Origin of the sequence: Solwaraspora sp. WMMB335 (genome assembly GCF_049179075.1) — a bacterium.
Classification (GTDB): domain Bacteria; phylum Actinomycetota; class Actinomycetes; order Mycobacteriales; family Micromonosporaceae; genus Micromonospora_E.
This window is the reverse complement of sequence record NZ_JBMHMF010000001.1, coordinates 3,878,525-3,898,777: the sequence shown is the minus strand read 5'-3', so window position 1 is coordinate 3,898,777 and position 20,253 is coordinate 3,878,525. Positions and strand designations below refer to the sequence as shown.

Sequence of the window (20,253 nt, the reverse complement as noted above, 5' to 3'; positions counted from 1 at the left end):
TCAGCTCTTCCAGTTGGCCTTGATGTCATCGACGATCGCACGCGCGGTGTGCAGGGTCTGTGCACCTCTCGACGCGTAGGTGGCGCCGCCGTTGTGGGGGGTCAGGACGACGTTGTCCATCTTGCGGAATTCCGCCGGCACGTAGGCGTCGTGGACGACGGGGGGCTCGGTGCGGAAGACCTCGAGGCCGGCGCCGGCGATGGTGCCGTCCTGCAGCGCCCTGATCAGTGCCGACTCATCGACGAGGCGACCGCGCGCGACGTTGATGAAGTACGCGGTCGGCTTCATCAGTGTGAACTCGCGCTCGCCGAACAACTCGACGTTGTCGGCCGTGTAGTTGACCAGCATGCAGACGTAGTCTGACCTCGAAATGAGCTCGTCTGGGTCGCCGATCCACTGGACACCCCACTTCGCCTCCTCGGCGGGAGTCAGGCGGGTGCGCTTTGTGTACAGGACCTCCATATCCATCGCCGACAACAGGCGGGCAGCCTGCTTCGCGACCTTGCCGAAGCCGTAGAGGCCGACCGTCTTACCGGTGGTGCCCTGGCCCACGAACTGCATCGTCATCTCTTGGAAGAAGCCGTTTGCCCGGCAGAACATGTCGGCTTCGTTCACCCGGTAGGCGCAGTTCAGCAAGAGCGCCACCATCAGTTGCCCGGTCGCCCGCGGGTTGAGACCGTAACCGTCCCAGGTGAAGCCGTCCGGATCATCCTTGGGCGGCGAGGGGCGCCCGGCGGTGAGCATCCGCACACCGGAGGCGGCGATCGCATCGAGGTCGTGCAGTTCGGGGATCGGTCCGGAATACCCGATACCCACCAGTTGCGATTCAGAGTCGAACAGGGAGGCGCGGATAGGCGTCTCGTGCATACAGAACAGGTAGTGTGAACGCGTGGATACACTCGCCAATTCATCGAGACTGATGTCGCGGTGGGTCCATGGGAAGACCTCGACCTCGCCGTGGTCGCGCATCAGGTCGAGCGCAGGTTGGGGGATCGGCTGAGTTACGAAGATTCGGGGACGCACCGGAGACTCCTTTCGAAGTTGCTAGGCCTCACCGCCGCGCGACGTCGGCTCCGACGTCGCGCGGTCGGGTGTGTCACCCCGTCCAGTTGGCCTTGATCTCCTCGACCAGTGCTTCGGCGATCTGTTGCGTCTGGGCACCACGCGAGGCGTAGGTGGCGCCGCCGTTGTGGGGGGTCAGGACGACGTTGTCCATCTTGCGCAACGCCTCGTCGACGTAGGCGTCGACGACGTTCGGCGGTTCGGTCCAGAAGACCTCGAGACCGGCTCCGGCGATGGTCTCGTCCGTAAGCGCGGCGATGAGGGCGTCCTGGTCCACCAGCCGCCCGCGGGCAACGTTGATGAAGTACGCGGTCGGCTTCATCAGTGCGAACTCGCGCTCGCCGAACATCTTCAGCTTGCTGTCGTCGAAGTCGACGAGCAGGCAGAGGTAGTCGGACCGCGCGATGAGGTCGTCCGGGTCGGCACACCACGTGACACCCCATTTGGCCTCCTCCTCGGCGCTCAGGCGGGTGCGTTTGGTGTACAAGATGGTCATGTCCATTTCTTTCAGTAACCGCGCACCTTGCTTGGCCACCTTGCCGAAGCCGTAGAGGCCGACCGTCTTGCCGGTGGTGCCCTGGCCCATGAACTGCATCGTCATCTCTTGGAAGAAGCCGTTTGCCCGGCAGAACATGTCGGCGTCGTTCACCCGGTAGGCGCAGTTCAGCAAGAGCGCCACCATCAGTTGCCCGGTCGCCCGCGGATTGAGGCCGTAACCGTCGAAGCTGTAGCCGTCCGGATCATCCGTCGGCGTGCTCCGCTTGGACATGATCTGCTTCACACCAGCGGCCCGCATCGCCGCTAGATCGTGCAGGTCCTCGCGGGCCATCTGCATACCGATGCCCTTGAGCCGGCAACCGGGGCGGAAGTACTGCGCCCGGATCGGCACCGTGTGCATGATGAAAAAGTAGTCACTGCGCTGCGCCGCGCTCTCAAGTTCGTCGATGCTAACCTCGCGATGCACCCAGGGGAAGACTTCGAGATCGGCGACCTCGGCCATCAGGTCGAGCGCTGGCTGGGGAATCGGTTGTGATACGAAGATCCTTGGTCGCATCGGCTACTCCTCTGTGAATTCCTGCAAGTGCTGGGTCCTGCCGTCCGGCGCGACTAATCCCGCATGAAACGCCTCACCGCCAACGCGGTGAAGACGACGGTGAGTCCCACGGTCCAGGCCAGGTACTGCAGAAACGACGAGAGCAGTGGTCCCCCGTGGGTCAGAGCGCGGGCCGTGTCGACGACGGACGACACCGGGTTCACGCGCGCGAAGGCCGCCAGCCAGTCGGGCATACTGGCGATGGGCGCGAATCCGGAGCTGCCGAAGACGAGCGGCAACGTCGGAGTGATCAGCCAGGTCTGCGCCGTCTCGCCGTCGCGTACAGCAAGCCCGACCCAGGTTGAGAACGAGGTCACGGCCAAGGCCCACAACGCGATGACCGCCGTCGCCGCAGCCCCACGCAGGAAACCGGCATCGAAACGGAAGCCGATGACCGTGACGGCGACGATCATGAGAATGGTGATCTGAATGGCACTCTTCGCTGTATCTCCGAGCGTGCGTCCGAGGAGCACCGCCGATCGCGCGATAGGCAAGGTGCGGAACCGGTCGTTGATGCCGGCGTCCGCGTCATGGGAAACCGCGACACCGGTCCTCATCGCCTGGACCATCACCGCTTGGGTGAGCACACCCGGAATGACGTACTGCCGGTAGGGCATGCCCGAGACGGTCGCGACCTGATCGAGGACGTACGCGAACAGGACCATGTTGGTCAGCGGCTGGATCAGAGACAGCGCCAGCAGTTGCCGATTCCGCCAGAAGCTCAGCAGGTTTCGGTGGGCGATGGTCCCGACGTTCTCGAGCGCGTGCGGGAAGGTGACGTAGCGTCGCAGTGTGACACCGCCGTCCACAGGCCGACTGCGGACGGGACTCATGGCTGCTCCGTCGCGGTGACGACGTCGAAGACCTCGTCCAGGGTTGCGCGATGAACGTTGATGTCGGTGAAACTCAACCCCTCGGCATCGAGGGCACGGACGGCGGTCGCGACGGTGAAGGTGCCGGACTGGACCCGGAATCGAGCCCGGGCGGAGCCGACGTTCAACGTCACGGCCGAGTCGTCGAGGCCGGCGGTGAGCGCGAGAGACTTCGCCGCCCGATGCGCGTCGGCGTCACTGGTGGCATGCACCTCGACGATCTCGCCGCCGTAGGCCAGCTTGAGTTCGGGCGGGGTTCCGACGGCAACGGTCCTACCATGGTTGATCACGGTGATGCTGTCGGCGAGACGGTCGGCCTCTTCGAGGTACTGGGTGGTCAGAATGACGCAGGTGCCGTTGTCCCGGAGGTCTTCGACCACCTCCCACAGACGTTCACGGCTCGGCGGGTCCAGACCCGTCGTGGGCTCGTCGAGGAAGAGCACCTGCGGCGCGGTGATAAGGCTCATGGCGAGGTCGAGACGTCGTCGCATCCCGCCGGAGAAGGTCCGGGCGGGTCGGCTGGCGACCGACGTCAACTCGAATCGTTCCAGGAGCTCGTCGGCCTTCGCCTTGGCAAGCCGGCGCGGTTGTCTGTGCAGGCGAGCGATCAGGATCAGGTTCTCGCGTCCGGTGAGGCTCCCGTCGATCGCGGCGAACTGACCGGTGAGCGCGATGATCGACCGAACCGTGTGCGGCCGGGCGTGAACGTCGTGGCCGCCAACGAAGGCGCGGCCGGAGTCCGCAGTGGTCAGTGTGGTGAGGATCCGGATGGTGGTGGTTTTTCCGGCACCGTTGGGACCCAGGATCGAGCCGATGGTTCCCGCCGGCGCTACGAGGTTCACGCAGTTCAGGGCCCGGAAGTCACCGAACCGCTTGCACAGATCCTCGGTGAAGACGCCCTCTTGCATGATCTCCCTCGCGAGCAACGTGGCCACCGACAGCAACCGTTGTCGATTATGCATTATGCGTGGGGACAGTATGCACAGGCGCCGCGTCACTTCGCAAGGGAGGGGTGAGCCCGGCGATGGGCCGTCCGACTCGGACCTTTTTGGGGCGGTATCGACGTTGGCGCCGAGCTGGGGCGCCGCTGGTACCGGCGCGTACCCACGTCGAGCTGCGGCCAAAGAGTCGATCACGTTAACAACCTGGCCGCCAGGTTAGTAGTACGTAACACGCCTTGCGCGACGTGCCGTTTTGCGCTCAGGATCGGCGCAATCGATTATGCACAACGTTGGGGGCGGAGATGACGGCAACGCCGTACCTCGGGTGGGGACTGGTCGGCACGTCCGGCTACGCAGCGCGCGTCTGCGTTCCAGCGGTCATGCAGACCCCGGCCGCGCGTCTGGTCGCAGTCGCCAGCAGCAGCCAGGAGCGGGCAGCGACATTCGCGGCCGGGGCAGCGATCCCCCGCGGGTACGGCGACATCGACGATCTGTTGGCCGACCCCGACGTTGCCGCCGTCTGGATCGCCTCCAGCAGCTTCCTGCACGTCGAACACGCCACGCGGGCAATCCGGCACGGCAAGCACGTCCTGCTGGAGAAGCCGCTCGCCCTCACCGCCGACGAGGGCTGGGAACTGGTCAAGCATGCGCAGGCCTCGGGGGTCAAGCTCGCCACCGGCTACCAGGCCCGTTATGTCCCGGGCCACCTCAGGATGCGCGATCTGATCGCCACCGGTGCGATCGGGCGGATCGTGACCGCCCGGAGCCTCTACGGCATGCGACGTGACTCGGCGCCCAAGACGTGGCGCGGCCACAAAGACACTGCGCGCTGGGGGGTGCTGGCCGACATCGGCACCCACCACCTCGACCTGCTCCGGATGCTGCTCGGCGAGGTGGAGTCCGCGAGCGGCCTCACCGCCGCCCAACGCGGGTACGAGACCGAGGATCTCGCCGTCGCGGCGCTGCGGTTCTCCGGCGACGTGCTGGCGACCCTGACCGCGACGGCGAGCTACTACCGACCGACCACTCTCGTCGAGGTGGTCGGCACGCAGGGTGCGCTCGTTGCCACCGACACCTCGCCGACCGGGCAGGGCAAGGTCGTCCTGCACCGCGTCGACGGCGGCATGGAAGACATCACCGGCGAGACCCCCCATTCCGCTCAGGCGCAGCTGGCAACGGTGACAGCCGCATTCCTCGGCGAAGACGTCGCCTACGCGACGGGCGAGGACGGAGCACGAAATCTCGACGTTCTGGAGCAGATCGCTCCTGCCTGACCCGAAATCCTCAGCAGTCTCACCACTTGCTATCTATAGGAAGGTGTCACATGAGTCCACGACTCAGCCGCCGTTCATTACTGGCAGCGGGTGTCGGCACGGCCACTCTCGCGGCTATCGCCGCCTGCGGCGGCAACTCGCCCTCGCCCTCCGCCTCCGCCTCGGCGGGGACCCCCAAGAGGGGTGGCAAGCTTCGCGTCGGCGTGATCGGCAGTTCCGGCAACATCTATGACCCGCACTTCACCTCATCGGACACCGACCAGGGCCGCGGCCAGCAGATCGCCGACAGCCTCGCGCTGCTCGCGCCGGATCTGCCCTATCGCCGCGAGCTGGCACTGGCCGAGTCGTTCGAGATGAACGCTGACGCCACGGTGGCGACGATCCGTCTGCGCAGTGGGGTCGAGTTCCACCACGGCAAGTCGCTGACCGCCGACGATCTCATCTTCTCGCTGCAGCGCATCCTGGATCCGGACAACCCGGGCCGGGCGGCTTCTTCGTTGGCGTCGATCGACCCCAACGGCATCAAAAAGCTTGACAACCTCACGGTCGAACTCACCCTGAAGACCCCGGACTCGCTGCTCCCCACCCGCTGGGGGTCGTCGCAGACAAGCATTCTTCCTACCGATTTCGACCCGGCCAAGCCGGTTGGCACCGGGCCGTGGGTGATGCAGAGCTTCCAGGCCGGTGCACGCTCGACCTACACGGCCTTCCCGAACTACTGGCGCGAGGGGCAGCCGTACCTCGACGAACTCGAGATCATCGACTTCGCCGACAACACGCCGCGGATGGCCGCGCTCCTCGCAGGCCAGGTCGACGCGATCGACGGTGTCGACTCCACCCTGATTCCCCAACTGCCCCCGAGCGGATTCGCCACAATCATCACGAAATCGGGCTTCTACCAGCCGATCACGATGCGGGTGGACTCCCCGCCGTTCAGCGACCCCAACGTCCGTCTTGCCATGAAGCTGCTCGTCGACCGCGAGCAGATGGTGCAGCAGGCCTACAGCGGCCTGGGTGAGATCGCCAACGACATGCCCTGTCCCGGCGACCCGGGCTATCCGGACCTGCCGCAGCGCGAGCAGGACATCGAGCAGGCAAAGAGTCTGCTGAAGAACGCCGGCTTCGAGGGGCTGACGATCACGCTCAACACGAGCGCCCAGAACGGCGGCATGGTCAATTCCGCGCAGGTCTACGCCGAGCAGGCCAAGGCCGCTGGTGTCACGGTGAACATCAACATCCAGGACGCTGCGACGTGGAGCGCCAACCACAAGGAAGACCAGTTCAAGCAGAATTACTGGGCGGCCGGACTTGTCGGCGGTTCTTGGTCGCAGCGTTGGAGTGAAGGCGGTCGTTCCAACGAGAGCTTGTGGAACGACGCCGAGGGCGACGAGATCTACAGCCAACTGCTGAGCACCACTGACGAGGCAAAGCAGGCCGAGTACTCCGGCCAGTTGTTGACGAAGCTCTACGAGTCGGGCCCGGACATCATCCACTCCTTCAAGAGCAACGTCGACCTGACCACCGACAAGCTCAAGGGCGTGATTCCGATGGAGTCGAACGGCTGGAACCTCGGCAGCTGGCGTTACCGCCTCATGTGGCTCGAAAGCTAGCAGAACCCCTTCTCTGACGGGTGGCGTTATGATCCGCTCGATCCTGCTTCGCCGACTGATCAGCGGGGTGATCACCCTCTGGTTGATCTCCGTCGTGATCTTCGCGGTGCTGCACGTCCTTCCTGGCGACCCGCGCCTCATCGCGCTCGGCGATGAGTACACGCAAGAGCAGTGGGACGCGATGACTCGCGAGATGCAGTTGGATCAGTCGCTGCTCGCACAGTACGGCAGTTGGTTCAAGGGATTGGTCACCTTCGACTGGGGCAACTCTCTGATGTCGCCATATCCCATCTCCGAACTGCTCGGCAGCGCCATCTATTACACGGCGCTCCTGACTCTCTTCGTGATGATTCTCGTCATTCCAATATCCACGGTGATCGGGGTGTACAGCGCCGTGCACTCCGGTCGCCTGGCGGACAGCATCACTTCGTTCCTGACCCTCAGCCTTGCCGCGATGCCGGGCTTCGCCATCGCTGTTCTGACAATCTACTTCCTGGCAACGAACGTCTTCAGGATATTTCCGGGGTCGAGTATCTTCGACCCCAACGCCTCCGTCTGGAGCCAGCTCGATCTCTTCGCCCTTCCCGTACTCGCCTCGGTGCTCGGGCTGATCCCCTACCCCATACGCATGGTGCGTGCCGCCATGATCGAGGCGCTGGAAAGTGATGCCGTGATGGTTGCCCGCCTCAAAGGTCTGCCCGAACGAACCGTGATCTTCCGGCATGCACTGCGTATCTGCCTCGGTCCGATCGTCCAGGCCTTCGGGCTGACACTCGTATTTCTCTCCGGGGGTACGATCATCGTCGAGACGGTGTTCTCGTATCCGGGCGTCGGGTACGAACTGATTCAGGGGGTCGGTCGTCGCGACTTCCCGGTCATCCAGACTCTCGTCGTGATCCTGGCCTTCTTCACCATCGTATTGAATCTGTTGACGGATCTCGCCGTCATGATCGTCACTCCTCGCCTCAGGACGAGAATGTGAGGCCCCGATGACGACAGAAGCTGTCGACCCTTCCACCAGCCACATCGCGGTGGACGCGCGTTTACCGGTGGCACGCCAGCACGGCTTCGTACGGCGGGCGCTGAAACTCGGACGGACTCGGGTAGGCCTGGCAGCCGTGCTCGCTGTCGTGCTCTTCGCGATCGTCGGGCCATTCTTCGCCCCTTACTCGACCACCGAGTTCGTCGGCATACCGTTCGCCGGGCCGAGCGACGAAGCGCTCTTCGGCACCGACCGGATCGGCCGCGACGTCTGGACACGATTCCTTTCCGGTGGTCGCGATCTGCTCGTCGTCAGCGCGCTCGCGACGGTCCTGGGCGTCGTCGTGGGTACCACCATCGGACTCGTCGCCGGCTACACCAAAAAGGTCGTCGACGAGACTCTCATGCGCTTCGTCGACCTGATGATGGCCTTCCCCGGGTTGGCCTTCTCGCTCCTGGTCATCACGGTTGCCGGCGCCCAGACCTGGGTCCTCGTCGTCGCCGTCGGCGTCGGCCTGTTCCCGCATACCGCGCGGGTGGTGCGCTCCGCGACGGTCGGCGTCGCCGAGTCCGACTATGTTCGCTACAGCGAGGCGACGGGCACACCCACTCGCCGCATCCTCTTCTCTGAGATCCTGCCGAACATCCTCGTGCCGTTGTCGGTCGAGACCGGGCAGCGCTACACCCTCTCGCTCGGGTCCGTCGCCGGTCTGAACTACCTCGGTCTCGGCGTCAAGCCGCCGGCCGCAGACTGGGGCCTGATGATTCAGGAGAACCAGGCCGGCCTGCTCACGACGCCGATGGCGGTACTGCTGCCGGTCATCGCGATCATCGTCGTCACCGTCGGAGCCAACCTGGTCAGCGACGGCCTCGCGGTGGCCGCGGCCGGGGCCGACGGCCGGTGAGTGGCATGTGGAATGGAGTGTGGCAATGAGTGACGAGTCACGACCAGGGGTGTCGGGCCTGCCGATCGGCCCGCCTGACGCAACCAGGGTCCCCCGCTACGCCGGGCCGGACACCTTCGCCCGGCTGCCCCGTCTGCAGGACATCTCCAGCGCAGACGTGGCGATCCTCGGTGTGCCGTTCGACAGCGGTGTCTCGTACCGCCCCGGCGCCCGCTTCGGGCCCCAGGCGATCCGCGCGGGTTCCAAGTTGCTGCGCAGCTACCACCCGGCACTCGACGTCGAACCGTGGAAGGTACTGCAGCTCGCCGATGCCGGCGACGTGGCGGTCAACCCGTTCGACATAGCGGAGGCCGTCGCCGAGGTGCAAGCCGCCGCGACGGCGCTCTACGACCGGGTGTCCAAGATCATCACCATCGGCGGCGACCACACGATCGCACTACCGTTGCTGCGCGCGGCCTACGCCCAGCACGGGCCGATCTCGCTGGTGCACTTCGACGCGCATCTGGACACGTGGGACACCTACTTCGGAGCGAGGTACACGCACGGCACGCCGTTCCGGCGGGCCGCGGAGGAGGGCATCCTCGCCCTGCACAGCTCGGCGCACGTGGGGATCCGCAACTACGTCTACAGCCCGCACGACTTCAGCGAGGACCGGCGGCTGGGCTTCGCCATCGTCTCCACGCTGGATATCGCGCGCCGCGGCGTCGACGACGCGATCGACCGCGTGCTCGACCGCGTGGCCGACAATCCCGTCTACGTCAGCATCGACATCGACGCGCTGGATCCCGCGCATGCCCCCGGGACCGGCACCCCCGAGCCGGGCGGCCTGACCACCCGGGAGCTTCAGCTCATCCTCCACGGACTGGCCGACCTGAACATCGTCGGCGCCGACATCGTCGAGGTGTCACCGGCCTACGACCATGCGGAGCTGACGTCGATGGCCGCCGCGGTAGCCGCCTTCGAGCTCGTGGCGATGTTCGCGAAGGCAAAGTCATGACCGCCCGCGCCCTCTTCTCGACGAAGGACGGCGGCAAGGCCGCCACCTCCGACGAGTCCGTACTCGATGTCCGGGGGTTGACCGTCACGGTCGACGCCCGCGAGCCGTACGACATCGTCCGGGAAGTCAGTTTCGGGCTGCGGGCCGGTGAGGTCCTCGGCCTGGTGGGCGAGTCCGGCTCGGGCAAGACGACGCTCGCACTCTCGCTGCTCGGCTTCGCACGGGAGAACCTGGCCCTGTCCGGGTCGGTCAAGGTAGCCGGCGTCGAGATGGTCACGGCCACCGAGTCGGCGAGGCGAAGCGCCCGTGGGCGGGTGATCTCCTACGTCCCGCAGGACCCGATGTCGGCCCTGAACCCGGCGCTGCGAATCGGTATGCAGCTGGCCGAGACCATGGGCGAGTCACGGTGGACCCGCAGGTCGGCCGACTGGGACCGGATCCGGCAACTGCTCGAGCGCGTCAAGCTGCCGGCTAAGAAGGAGTTTCTGCAGAGGTTCCCGCACCAACTCTCCGGTGGACAGCTGCAGCGGGTCACCATCGCGATGGCGATGCTCAACCGGCCGAAGGTCATCGTCTTCGACGAACCGACCACCGGCCTGGACGTCACGACGCAGGCGGCCGTACTCGACACGATCCGCGAGGTCATCGCCGAGGAAGGTGTCGCCGCCGTCTACGTGACGCACGACCTGACGGTCGTCGGGACGATCGCCACCAGGATCGCCGTCATGTACTCCGGGCTGATCGTCGAGGACGGCCCGGCTGACCGGATACTCACCGCCTCGGCGCACCCCTACGCCCGCCGTCTCATTCTCGCCACGCCGACGGTAGAGCAGCGCCGCAAGCTGGTCGGGATCGCGGGGACGCCGCTGAACCCGAAGGAGCGCGGCACCGGCTGCCCGTTCGCGGCCCGCTGCGACCTGGTTGTCAGCGAATGCCTCGTGGCCACCCCCGAGCCCGTCGAGATCGGGCTCCGCCACACGTCGCGATGTCGGCGAACGGACGTCGTTCTGGCGGCCAGCTATGCCCGTCCCGCCGACACCGGTCCGCGCTGGACGCCGCCGGAGCGCCGGGAACCGGGGCTGCTCTTCGTTCGCAACGTCGACATCAGCTACGGCAAGCGCTACAACGAGAGCCGGGTGCTGTTCGGCGTCGACCTCACCGTGCGCGAGGGCGAGTGCGTCGCGCTCGTCGGCGAGTCCGGCAGTGGCAAGACCACCCTGGCCAGGGCGGTCAGCGGACTGCACAAGGAGGCCGTCGATGGTCGGCTCCACTACGACGGCAAGCGGATGCAGTGGCCATCCAGATCCCGTACGAAGGTCTCCCGCCGCGAGATCCAGTACATCTTCCAGAACCCGTACGGCTCGCTGAACCCGCGCCACACGATAGGCCGGATCATCACCCGGCCGCTGGAGACCTTCGGGATAGCCAAGGGGGCGACGCGACAGCGCCAGGAGGTCCGTCGGCTACTCTCCCAGGTCTCTCTTCCCACCGACTACGAGACGCGCTACCCGGCGCAGCTCAGCGGCGGTGAGCGGCAGCGCGTCGCGATCGCCCGTGCGCTCGCCGCCCGGCCCCGCGTGCTGATCTGTGACGAGATCACCTCCGCTTTGGACGTCTCGATCCAGGCATCGGTACTCGAGCTACTGGTGAAGCTGCGGATCGAGGAGAACCTCAGCCTGCTGTTCATCACGCACCACATCGGCGTCGTGCGCGCCATCGCGGACTCGGTCGTCGTGCTGCAGAACGGTGTCGTCGTCGAGGCCGGCCCAGCCGATCAGGTTCTGGACAACCCGGAACACCCGTACACCAAGATGCTGCTCCGCGACACCCTCGTCATGCCCGAGGCCGGCAGCCTGGATACTGGGGGTGCTGCGGCGGCCCGCTGACAACGTCCCGTCTCGCACAGACCCGCTCATCAGTCGCTGGCGACTGGCGGCCATCCCGCGGTGCGCCGCCTCGGACCGACCGGCAGGCACAGGGCGACCAGCGCCGCGAGCGCCATGATCACGGCGGCGAACACGAGGGCCGTGACGAGGCCGAGGTCGGTTGCCGCGAGGCCCCAGGCGACGGCACCGGCCGATTGGCTGCCCATGCGTACGGTCTGAAACAGGGCCAAGACCCGTCCCCGGATCGGATCGGGCGTGGTCAGGGCCATGGTGGCCGCCAGCGGCGTCTGCATGACCATCCAGGCGATGCCGAAGACGTACAGCGCTATTGCGGCGCCAATGACGTCCTTGACCAGTCCCAGAGCGCCGAGCGCACCCACCGAGGCCACACTGCCGAGCACCAGGCCGGTACTGTCGCTTGCCCGTCGACGCATCCTGGGCAGGAGCAGAGCGCCAAAGATGCTGCCGGTGCCAGCGGCCGCGAGGAGCAGACCATAGCCGGTGGCATCGACGCCGAGGCGCAGGGTCGACACTGACGGCAGCAATGCCCAGACGGCGCTCGACGGGATGCCGATCAACAGCGAGTGCACCATGATTCGGCGCACCAGCATGGAGCGCCGGACGAAATCCATGCCCTCGACGAGCGCACGCCGCACGGCCGGGCGGGACCGGGCTGGTCGGCCGGGAATCTTGTAGAAGCACAGCACGATGACGAAGACCAGGTAGGAGAGCGCGTCGAGCACGAACACCGCGGACGGCCCGGCCAGGGCGACGAGCAGACCACCGAGCACCGGTCCGAGCACCCGAGCGATGTTCAGGTTCACCTGGGCGAGGGCGACCGCGGAATGCAGCAGGGGCGGGGCGACGAGTTGCGGCACCAGGGCCTGGAAGGCGACCATCGACAGCGCCGACCCGAGACCGAGCAGCAAGGTGTAGACCAGCAGGGCGGTGGGGCTGAGCCGGCCGAGCAGGCTGGTGACCGCGAGCGCCACACCCACCAGGGTCTGGAAGCTCTGGGCCGCGAGCAGTAGCCAGCGCCGGTCGACGAAGTCCGCGATCGCGCCGATGGGTACCGACAGCACCAGCACCGGCATCCGCGCCGCCGCCACGACCAGCGCTGCGAGCAGCACCGCGTTGGCATGTCCGACGATCACCCACTGCGCGCCGACGGTGTGCATCCAGTTGCCCATGTCGCCGGCGAACTCAGCGAGCCACAGCGCCCGGAACACCGGAATGGACAGCGGGGCGAACGGGCCGGGTTCAGCGCCCGGCCTGGCCCGGGCCGTCCGCCGCCGCCGGGCCAGTGCCACTCGCGGGCTGGGCCAGTTCACCAGGTCTGCTCCGGGCCGGTGGCGAGCGCAGGTTCCGCTGCCGGACGGGCCGCCCGGGCGAGCAGGACCGATAGCCCGTAGGTGCCGAGCAGGCCGAGCACGCACAGTCCGACCATCGCGTACATCCCGATGGCGAACGAGCCGGTCACGTCCTTGACCTGGCCGAGCCCGAAGGCGAAGCTCAGGCCGCCGACGTTGGCGCAAAGGTTGGACCAGCCGCTGGTCAGGCCGGCGGTGCGCACGCCGAGCACTTTGATGGGGATCTCGAACAGCGGCCCGAAGTAGAACTGCACGAAGATCGCCTGCACTAGTACCACCACGATCACGACGGGCAGCGAGCGGGCCGGAACGAGGGCCACGATGGTCGCGGTGAGCACGGTCAGCGAGACGCCGATGACCAGGGCGGGGCGTTGCAGCCGGTCCGAGAGGTGCCCGCCGAGGAAGTTCGACGGCGCGGTCACGGCCGCCGCCATGGCGAGCACCAGACCCGCGGTGTGCAGGGAGAAGCCTTTCTCCGCGATGAGATACGTAGGCAGCCAGAAGCTGAGGCCGTTGACCACGGAGTAGCGCACGAACTGCACCCCGCCCGCCACCCACATGACCGGGTGGGCGAGTAGGCCCGGCAACTCCCGTAGACCCATGTAGGAGTCGCGATGGTGGGTCGGGCCGGGACTACCGGCGCGCCAGTACAGCGCGGTGATCCCGAGACCGAGCAGGGAGAAGCCCACGAATATCCACCGCCACCCGACATGGCCCACCAGTACGGGGCCCGCCAAGCTCAGCAGTACGTTGGACGAAAACCCACCAGCCACATAGAGTCCGAGCGCGGTGGCTCGCCGCTGCGCCGGGAACTCGTGGGTGATGAGCAGCAGCCCGGGGGCGAACACGAACGCTCGGGCCAGGCCGGAGAGCGCCTGGTTCAGGAGAAGGACGTTGAAGGACTGCGTCAGGGCGAAAGTGAAGGAGCAGAGGTTGAGGCCGACCAGCCCCAGCAGGAAGAGCCGCTTGGGGCCGAACCGGTCTGCCAGATACCCCGCCGGCACCTGCATGGCCGCGAACACCAACAGAGAGATCGCGCCGAGGGTGCCGGCCTGGCCGAAGCTCAGCCCGACATCGTCGCGAATCAGCGGCAGGAACAGGGCGATGCCGCCGAGTGAGAAGCCCTGCGTGCTTTGGCAGATCACGATGAGGGCGATCGCCCACACCGACACCGAGGTTCGCGCCGCCGCCGATGCGGGATCAACCCTCGGCTGTGACGCGGCCACGTCACGCGATCTCAACGCACAGCCACGCCTGCGTTACCAAGTCGACATTAGATGATCTCGGCATCATGACCCATTTGTCTTCCTTGTCCGGTCGGCGTGGCGACGTGGCGGGTACGCACTATAGATTGTGCATAATTTTTCCGGTAGAGCATCCACCATGCGCGGTCGATCCGACAAGAGGCGAAACACAATGCTTACAGACGAGCCTCGGTCGGGGAGACTCCGACCGAGGTCATCCGTCGCGGTTGTGCTCCAGGTCGCTGCGGAGCAGGCTCAGGATCGGCTGGCAGTGCTCGTGGGCGAGCCGCGCGGCCTCCTCACCGTCACCGGCGCGGGCGGCGTCGACCAGTGCCCGGTGTTCACGCTGCGACTGGGCGCGTCGGCCGGGCAGACGAGCGCTGTCGGAAGGCACGTGCAACGCGCTGAGCGTGAGCAACTCGGCCAACAGGGCGATCGCCCGATGGCGACCCGACGGTCGGGCCAGAGTCAGATGGAGCTCACGGTTGAGCAGCGCGTAGCTGTTTCCGACGTCGGCGCGGTTCATCTTGCGGCACAGCGCGTCGGCCTCGGCCAGCGTTGCCTCGGTCATCCGTGGCACCGCGTGGCGTAGATTGTCCGGTTCGACAACGGCGATCAGTTCCTGCATCTCGATGCACTCGGCAATGGTCAGTTTCCGCACCACGACGCCACGATGCTCGTCGATCGCGACCAGTCCCTCGGTCGCCAGCGAGCGGAAGGACTCCCGCACCGGCGTCGTGGACAGGCCGAGTTCAGCGGCGATCTCGACCTGGCGCAGCCGGTCGCCCGGCCGGATCAGGCCCAGAAGAATCCGCTCGCGAAGCACGTCGGTCGCCCAGGACTGCGCGGTCTTGGCGGTCCGCGCGACAGTCGGCTGATTGCGTTGCTTGACTGGCGTGGCTATCGCACGTCCTCCTGTTCGCCTGCGGCGGCTGTCGCCATCGAGCGGTGCCGCACGTGCTCATCAAGAATGTGCCAGCGGCCGACCGGGATCCGACCCCTGCCGCCCGCCGAGTACTTATGCACAATCTACAGCCTAGCCCTCCGGACCGGATACGCCCGGTGCTACGGGCGGTGGCCGCGGAGCTTCGAACCGGTGACCGCCTCGTGTTCGTCCGGTCCGACCCTGGCATCGACACTGATATATGTCGATGTAGAGTCTCATCACGATGTAGTTGCGGGTCGCTGACGGCCTGCCGGGGCAACGCCGCCTCCATGGTACGGAACCGACGATTCCTGGGAGAACAGGACATGAACGAACAGCAGGAGGATCGGCTGCGGGCGCGGTGGCGGCGGGCGGTCCGATCCGCCGTCGTGGTGGCGGCCTCTGCCGGGATCGCCGCGCTTGCCGTCGGGTCTACGGCGGGCACGGCCATGGCGGGCGTCGGCGCCGTCGACGAGGGCACGCCGGACGTCTCGCTCGCCGCCGTGCCGGTGTCCCAGATCGCCGCAGGCAATCTGCACACCTGTGTGATCCGTACGGACGGAACGCTGTGGTGCTGGGGCAACAACTTCTACGGCCAGCTCGGCGACGGGACCACCGCGAACCGAAGCAGTCCGGCTCAGCTCGGCACCGCCACCACCTGGGCGCGTATCGATGCTGGCAGCGGCAACACCTGCGCGGTACGTACGGACGGAACGCTGTGGTGCTGGGGCAACAACTCCAGCGGGCAACTCGGTGACGGCACGACCACGAAGCGGAGCAGCCCCGTGCGGGTCGGTGACGCCACCACCTGGGCAAGCGTCAGTACCGGCAGCAATCACACCTGCGCCGTCCAGACCACCGGCACCCTGTGGTGCTGGGGCCTGAACCGCCACGCCCAGCTCGGCATCGGTTTGTCTCCCCACCAGTCGACCACCCCGGTGCAGGTAGGCACGGCGACGACCTGGGCGAGCGTCACCACCGGCTACGCGCACACCTGTGCTGTCCGGACAGACGGGACCCTGTGGTGCTGGGGCAGCAGTTCGGACGGGCAGCTCGGTCTTGGCATCCTGAGCTACCGGGCGACACCGACGCAGGTGGGCACCGCGACCACGTGGACCAGTGTGACGGCCGGCTACGTACACACCTGTGCTGTCCGGACCGACGGGACCCTGTGGTGTTGGGGCGAGAACGGGTACGGCCAGGTGGGCGGGGGTACCGGCTTCCGGACCACCCCGCTCCAGATCGGCACCGCCACCACCTGGGCAAAGGTCGACGCGAGCATCGATTCGTCGTGCGCGGCGCGTACCGATGGCAGCCTGTGGTGCTGGGGGAAGAACACGTCTGGGCAGCTCGGCGACGGCACCACCACCCACCGGCCGACCCCGACCCAGGTCGGCACCACCACTGCCTGGACGGACGGCCTTGCCGTCTCGTACCACGCCTGCGCGGCGCGTACCGATGGCAGCCTGTGGTGCTGGGGCGACAACACGTTCGGGCAGCTCGGCGACGGCACCACCACCCACCGGCCGACCCCCGTGCAGGTGCCGCTGCCGGATTGACCCTCCGCCGCCGGCATCCGCCGCCGGTCAGGCTCGGCGTGCTGGCCCGGCTCGCGGTCCCAACATCTGATCCTGTTGACCCTCGCCCGGCCAGGGACGGGTCGGGAGTTTCACCGGCGGTCCTCTTTCCGCTGCTGCGGTGGTTCGCCGGGGGGAGGACGGCGGAGCGGGGTCAGGTTCAGCAGACCCGCGCCGACGGCGACGGCGAGGAAGAGCGCTGCGACGGCGAGGATGATCAGCGCCAGGTACTTGAGGATGTCCACGGTGCTTCCTCCGGTCATGGCTGGTACCGGTAGCCCATGCCGGGTTCGGTGAGCAGGTGGCGGGGCCGGGCGGGGTTGGGTTCGAGTTTGCGGCGTAGCTGGGCCAGGTACTGGCGTAGGTAGCTGGTTTCGGTCTCGTAACCCGGGCCCCAGACGTCGTGCAGGAGCTGGCGCTGGCTGATCAGCTTGCCGGGGTTGCGCAGCAGTGTTTCGAGGACCCGCCACTGGGTGGGGGTGAGTTTGACGTCGGTGCCGTCGTCGGCGGTGACGGTGTGGGCGGCGAGGTCGACGGTGTGGTGTCCGAGTCGTGCGGTGGGGCCGGTCGGGTCGGTGCCCGACGTGTGTCGGCGGGTGACGGCGCGGATGCGGGCGAGGAGTTCGTCGACGCCGAAGGGCTTGGTTACGTAGTCGTCCGCGCCGGCGTCGAGGGCGGTGACCTTGTCGTCGCTGCCGGCGCGGCCGGAGAGCACGATGATCGGGACGGTGGTCCAGCCGCGGAGCCCTCGGATGACGTCGACGCCGTCGAGGTCGGGTAGACCGAGGTCGAGTACGACGAGGTCGGGTGGGTGGCTGGCGGCGGCTTTGAGCGCGGTGGTGCCGGTGGCGGCGATGTCGACGTGGTATCCGCGGGCGCGTAGGTTGATGCGCAGCGCGCGCAGGATCTGTGGTTCGTCGTCGACGACGAGGATCCGGTTCATGGCGGTGGGTCCTCCGTGGGTTCTGCGGCTGTGGCGGCGGGCAGCCGCAGCACCATGGTGAGTCCGCCGCCGGGGGTGGTCTCCGGGGTGATGCTGCCGCCCATCGCCTCGGCGAGACCGCGGGACAGGGCGAGACCGAGTCCGACGCCGGTGGTGTTGTCGCGGTCGCCGAGTCGTTGGAACGGCAGGAAGACGTGGTCCCACTGGTCTTCGGGGATGCCGGGGCCGGTGTCGATGACGCGGAGTTCGACCTGACCGGAGTGGGCGCTGGCGGTGATGGTGGGTGGTCGCCCGGGTGGGCTGTGGCGCAGGGCGTTGGCGACGAGGTTGACCAGGACCCGTTCGAGCAGTCCCGGGTCGGCGGTGGCGGCGGGCAGGTCGGCGGGGATGTCGGTGGTGACGTCGGCGGCGGGCGGGCCGAGTTCGTCCAGGGCCCGGGGTACGACGTCTTCCAGGCCGATCGGCGAGGCGGTGATGCCGAGCGCTCCGGCCTGCAGGCGGCTCATGTCGAGCAGGTTGGTCACCAGGCGGCTGAGCCGGTCGAGGGACTCGTCGGCGGTGGCTAGCAACTCGTCGCGGTCTTCGGCGTCGAAGTGGATGTCGCGGCTGCCCAGGCTGGACACGGCGGCTTTGGCCGAGGCGAGGGGGGTGCGCAGGTCGTGACTGACGGCGGCGAGCAGCGCGGTGCGCATCCGGTCGGCTTCGGCCAGGGGCCTGGCGGTGGCGGCCTGGGCGGCGAGGCGTTCCTGCCGTAGCGCGACGGCGGCCTGCGCGGCGAACGCCTCGATGATGCGCCGGTCCGCCGCCGGTAGGCGGCGGCCGCAGAGCACGACGGTGAGTCGGTCGTCCACCGGTACGGCGGTTTCGCCTGCGTCGGGGGTGGCCGCCGGTGTCTCGCCGACGCTCGCGACGATGCGCCAGGAGGCTTGTTCGCGGGCCCGGTCCGGTCGTCCCCCGGCGGTGTCGACCAGTTCGAGGACGCTGACGGCGCGGAGCGCGAACGTTTCCCGGAGCCGTTCCAGCAGGGCGGGCAGGGGACGTTGTCCGCGTAGGACGCTGCCGGCGACGGTGGCGAGGGTCTGCGCGTCGGCGGAGGCACGGGCCGCCTCGCGGGTGCGTCGGGCGGCGACGTCGACGACTCCGCTGACCGCGACGGCGACGCCGACGAAGACGCCGAGGGCGAGCCAGTTGTCCGGCTCGGCGATGGTGAGGGTGTGGAAGGGTGGGGTGAAGAACCAGTTCAGCAGCAGGGATCCGCCGAGGGCGGCGAGCAGCGCCGGCCAGAGTCCGCCGACGAGCGCGACGCCGACGACAGCGGCGAGGAAGATCAGGATGTCGCTGGTGAGAGTGAGATCGGGTAGTGCCTGCAGTAGTGCGGTCAGGGCGGGCATGCCGGCGATGGTGAGCGCAAAGCCGTACAGTCGACGCCGCCGGGACAACGCGGCCGGGACCGTCGGTCCGGGCCGGCCGCGACCGGCCTCGGCATGGGTGACCAGGTGTACGTCGATGGGCCCGGACAGCGCGGTGGTGGTGACGCCGACCCCGCGGGAGACCAGTTGGGCGAGACGGCTGCGGCGGCTGGCGCCGAGGACGAGTTGGGTGGCGTTGACACCGCGGGCGAAGTCGAGCAGCGCGGCGGGGATGTCGGTACCGAGGACCTGGTGGTACGTGCCGCCGAGACTCTCCACCAGGACCCGTTGGCGGGCCAGGCGCGCCGGGTCCGCACCGGCCAGTCCATCGCTGCGGGCGACGTGCACGGCGAGCAGGTCGGAGCCTTTGCTGCGGGCGGCGATCCGGGCGGCGCGCCGGATCAACGTCTCCCCTTCCGGCCCTCCGGTGAGTGCGACGACGACCCGCTCGCGGGCCTCCCAGGTGGTGGAGATGCCCTGCTGGGTGCGGTACGCGTCGAGCTGTTCGTCGACGGTGTCGGCGAGCCAGAGCAGGGCCAGTTCCCGCAGGGCGGTGAGGTTGCCGACCCGGAAGAAGTTGCCGAGCGCGGCGTCGATCTTGTCGGGGCGGTAGATGTTGCCGTGCGCCATCCGCCGGCGCAGCGCCTCCGGGGTCATGTCGACCAGTTCGACCTGCTCGGCGGCACGGACGACGGCGTCCGGGACCGTTTCCCGCTGGGTGGCGCCGGTGATCTGGGCGACGACGTCGTTGAGCGACTCCAGGTGCTGGACGTTGACGGTGGTCAGCACGGTGATGCCGGTGTCCAGGAGTTCCTGGACGTCCTGCCAGCGCTTGGCGTTGCGGCAGCCGGGCACGTTGGTGTGGGCGAGTTCGTCGACCACGGCCACTTCCGGGCGGCGGGCCAGAACCGCGTCGAGGTCCATCTCGGTGAAATCCACACCCCGGTGGGTGATCGTACGGCGGGGGACGATCTCGAGTTCGCCGATCATGGCGGCGGTGTGGGCACGGCCGTGGGTCTCGACGAACCCGATGACCACGTCTGTACCGCGTTCGGCGCGGCGTTGCGCCTCCTCGAGCATGGCGTAGGTCTTGCCGACACCGGGTGCGGCACCGAGGTAGATGCGCAGTTCCCCTCGTGGCACGGCAGGAGTCCTCTCCGGGAA

The 20,253-nt window shown here is 67.6% G+C and carries 17 protein-coding genes; 7 read left to right on the top strand and 10 right to left on the bottom strand.

The window, feature by feature from the left end:
- From ACN27F_RS16830 to ACN27F_RS16815, 4 genes are all read right to left on the bottom strand, one after another.
- Complete coding sequence (locus ACN27F_RS16830; RefSeq protein WP_421434464.1) at nucleotides 1-1,023, bottom strand: NAD(P)-dependent oxidoreductase; 1,023 nt, start codon at nucleotides 1,021-1,023, stop codon at nucleotides 1-3.
- A 73-nt stretch (nucleotides 1,024-1,096) separates the two neighbouring features.
- Entirely contained in the window at nucleotides 1,097-2,116 is a 1,020-nt protein-coding gene (locus ACN27F_RS16825) for an NAD(P)-dependent oxidoreductase (RefSeq protein ID WP_421434463.1), read from the bottom strand.
- A 53-nt stretch (nucleotides 2,117-2,169) separates the two neighbouring features.
- Nucleotides 2,170-2,988 (bottom strand): ABC transporter permease, encoded by an 819-nt coding sequence (locus tag ACN27F_RS16820; RefSeq protein ID WP_421434462.1) that lies wholly within the window; start codon nucleotides 2,986-2,988, stop codon nucleotides 2,170-2,172.
- A complete protein-coding gene (locus ACN27F_RS16815; protein ID WP_421434461.1) occupies nucleotides 2,985-3,962 on the bottom strand; it encodes an ATP-binding cassette domain-containing protein in 978 nt (325 codons plus the stop codon). The genes ACN27F_RS16820 and ACN27F_RS16815 overlap by 4 nt, the downstream gene beginning before the upstream one ends.
- 251 nt (nucleotides 3,963-4,213) lie before the next feature.
- Between ACN27F_RS16815 and ACN27F_RS16810 the strand changes: the two genes are divergently transcribed.
- Genes ACN27F_RS16810 through ACN27F_RS16785 form a run of 6 tightly spaced genes read left to right on the top strand, consistent with a single transcriptional unit; the run spans nucleotide 4,214 to nucleotide 11,621 of the window.
- Nucleotides 4,214-5,242, top strand: coding sequence for a Gfo/Idh/MocA family protein (locus ACN27F_RS16810; RefSeq protein ID WP_421440265.1), 1,029 nt, complete (start codon nucleotides 4,214-4,216; stop codon nucleotides 5,240-5,242).
- Nucleotides 5,243-5,292: 50 nt separating this feature from the next.
- Nucleotides 5,293-6,852: an ABC transporter substrate-binding protein gene (locus tag ACN27F_RS16805; protein WP_421434460.1), complete on the top strand. Its 1,560-nt coding sequence runs from the start codon at nucleotides 5,293-5,295 to the stop codon at nucleotides 6,850-6,852.
- Nucleotides 6,853-6,880: 28 nt separating this feature from the next.
- Nucleotides 6,881-7,834, top strand: coding sequence for an ABC transporter permease (locus ACN27F_RS16800; protein WP_421434459.1), 954 nt, complete (start codon nucleotides 6,881-6,883; stop codon nucleotides 7,832-7,834).
- A gap of 7 nt (nucleotides 7,835-7,841) precedes the next feature.
- Nucleotides 7,842-8,738 (top strand): ABC transporter permease, encoded by an 897-nt coding sequence (locus tag ACN27F_RS16795; protein ID WP_421434458.1) that lies wholly within the window; start codon nucleotides 7,842-7,844, stop codon nucleotides 8,736-8,738.
- Between the two features lie 25 nt (nucleotides 8,739-8,763).
- Complete coding sequence (gene speB, locus ACN27F_RS16790) at nucleotides 8,764-9,735, top strand: agmatinase (RefSeq protein WP_421434457.1); 972 nt, start codon at nucleotides 8,764-8,766, stop codon at nucleotides 9,733-9,735.
- Nucleotides 9,732-11,621 carry a dipeptide ABC transporter ATP-binding protein gene (locus ACN27F_RS16785; protein ID WP_421434456.1) on the top strand — a complete coding sequence of 630 codons (1,890 nt, stop codon included), beginning with the start codon at nucleotides 9,732-9,734 and terminating at the stop codon, nucleotides 11,619-11,621. Before speB ends, ACN27F_RS16785 begins: the two co-directional genes overlap by 4 nt.
- Before the next feature lie 29 nt (nucleotides 11,622-11,650).
- Here ACN27F_RS16785 and ACN27F_RS16780 read toward each other — a convergent pair whose 3' ends face one another.
- The 3 genes from ACN27F_RS16780 to ACN27F_RS16770 form a co-directional block, all read right to left on the bottom strand.
- Complete coding sequence (locus ACN27F_RS16780; protein ID WP_421434455.1) at nucleotides 11,651-12,952, bottom strand: MFS transporter; 1,302 nt, start codon at nucleotides 12,950-12,952, stop codon at nucleotides 11,651-11,653.
- On the bottom strand, nucleotides 12,949-14,157 hold the full coding sequence (locus ACN27F_RS16775; protein ID WP_421434454.1) for an MFS transporter: 1,209 nt from the start codon (nucleotides 14,155-14,157) through the stop codon (nucleotides 12,949-12,951). Before ACN27F_RS16775 ends, ACN27F_RS16780 begins: the two co-directional genes overlap by 4 nt.
- A 292-nt stretch (nucleotides 14,158-14,449) precedes the next feature.
- Nucleotides 14,450-15,061 (bottom strand): GntR family transcriptional regulator, encoded by a 612-nt coding sequence (locus tag ACN27F_RS16770; RefSeq protein WP_421434453.1) that lies wholly within the window; start codon nucleotides 15,059-15,061, stop codon nucleotides 14,450-14,452.
- A gap of 425 nt (nucleotides 15,062-15,486) precedes the next feature.
- Here ACN27F_RS16770 and ACN27F_RS16765 point away from each other — a divergent pair, with 425 nt between their 5' ends.
- Nucleotides 15,487-16,719 carry an RCC1 domain-containing protein gene (locus ACN27F_RS16765; protein WP_421434452.1) on the top strand — a complete coding sequence of 411 codons (1,233 nt, stop codon included), beginning with the start codon at nucleotides 15,487-15,489 and terminating at the stop codon, nucleotides 16,717-16,719.
- A gap of 110 nt (nucleotides 16,720-16,829) precedes the next feature.
- Here the strand turns inward: ACN27F_RS16765 and ACN27F_RS16760 are convergent, their stop codons facing one another.
- From ACN27F_RS16760 to ACN27F_RS16750, 3 genes are read right to left on the bottom strand one after another with little or no spacing between them, the layout of a single operon-like run.
- Nucleotides 16,830-17,000, bottom strand: coding sequence for a hypothetical protein (locus ACN27F_RS16760; protein ID WP_421434451.1), 171 nt, complete (start codon nucleotides 16,998-17,000; stop codon nucleotides 16,830-16,832).
- Nucleotides 16,997-17,680, bottom strand: a complete 684-nt coding sequence (locus tag ACN27F_RS16755) for a response regulator (RefSeq protein WP_421434450.1) — start codon at nucleotides 17,678-17,680, stop codon at nucleotides 16,997-16,999. The genes ACN27F_RS16760 and ACN27F_RS16755 overlap by 4 nt, the downstream gene beginning before the upstream one ends.
- The gene (locus ACN27F_RS16750) at nucleotides 17,677-20,232 is read right to left on the bottom strand and encodes a DUF4118 domain-containing protein (RefSeq protein ID WP_421434449.1); all 2,556 of its coding nucleotides are present in this window, start codon (nucleotides 20,230-20,232) and stop codon (nucleotides 17,677-17,679) included. The genes ACN27F_RS16755 and ACN27F_RS16750 overlap by 4 nt, the downstream gene beginning before the upstream one ends.
- Nucleotides 20,233-20,253 lie beyond the last annotated feature (21 nt).

Bases quoted from the DNA above. Each gene is read 5' to 3' on its own strand.
- ACN27F_RS16795 (WP_421434458.1), top strand. From the start codon at position 7,842: ATGACGACAGAAGCTGTCGACCCTTCCACCAGCCACATCGCGGTGGAC.
- ACN27F_RS16825 (WP_421434463.1), bottom strand. From the start codon at position 2,116: ATGCGACCAAGGATCTTCGTATCACAACCGATTCCCCAGCCAGCGCTC.
- ACN27F_RS16820 (WP_421434462.1), bottom strand. From the start codon at position 2,988: ATGAGTCCCGTCCGCAGTCGGCCTGTGGACGGCGGTGTCACACTGCGA.
- ACN27F_RS16760 (WP_421434451.1), bottom strand. From the start codon at position 17,000: ATGACCGGAGGAAGCACCGTGGACATCCTCAAGTACCTGGCGCTGATC.
- ACN27F_RS16800 (WP_421434459.1), top strand. From the start codon at position 6,881: ATGATCCGCTCGATCCTGCTTCGCCGACTGATCAGCGGGGTGATCACC.
- ACN27F_RS16785 (WP_421434456.1), top strand. From the start codon at position 9,732: ATGACCGCCCGCGCCCTCTTCTCGACGAAGGACGGCGGCAAGGCCGCC.
- speB (WP_421434457.1), top strand. From the start codon at position 8,764: ATGAGTGACGAGTCACGACCAGGGGTGTCGGGCCTGCCGATCGGCCCG.
- ACN27F_RS16765 (WP_421434452.1), top strand. From the start codon at position 15,487: ATGAACGAACAGCAGGAGGATCGGCTGCGGGCGCGGTGGCGGCGGGCG.
- ACN27F_RS16805 (WP_421434460.1), top strand. From the start codon at position 5,293: ATGAGTCCACGACTCAGCCGCCGTTCATTACTGGCAGCGGGTGTCGGC.
- ACN27F_RS16755 (WP_421434450.1), bottom strand. From the start codon at position 17,680: ATGAACCGGATCCTCGTCGTCGACGACGAACCACAGATCCTGCGCGCG.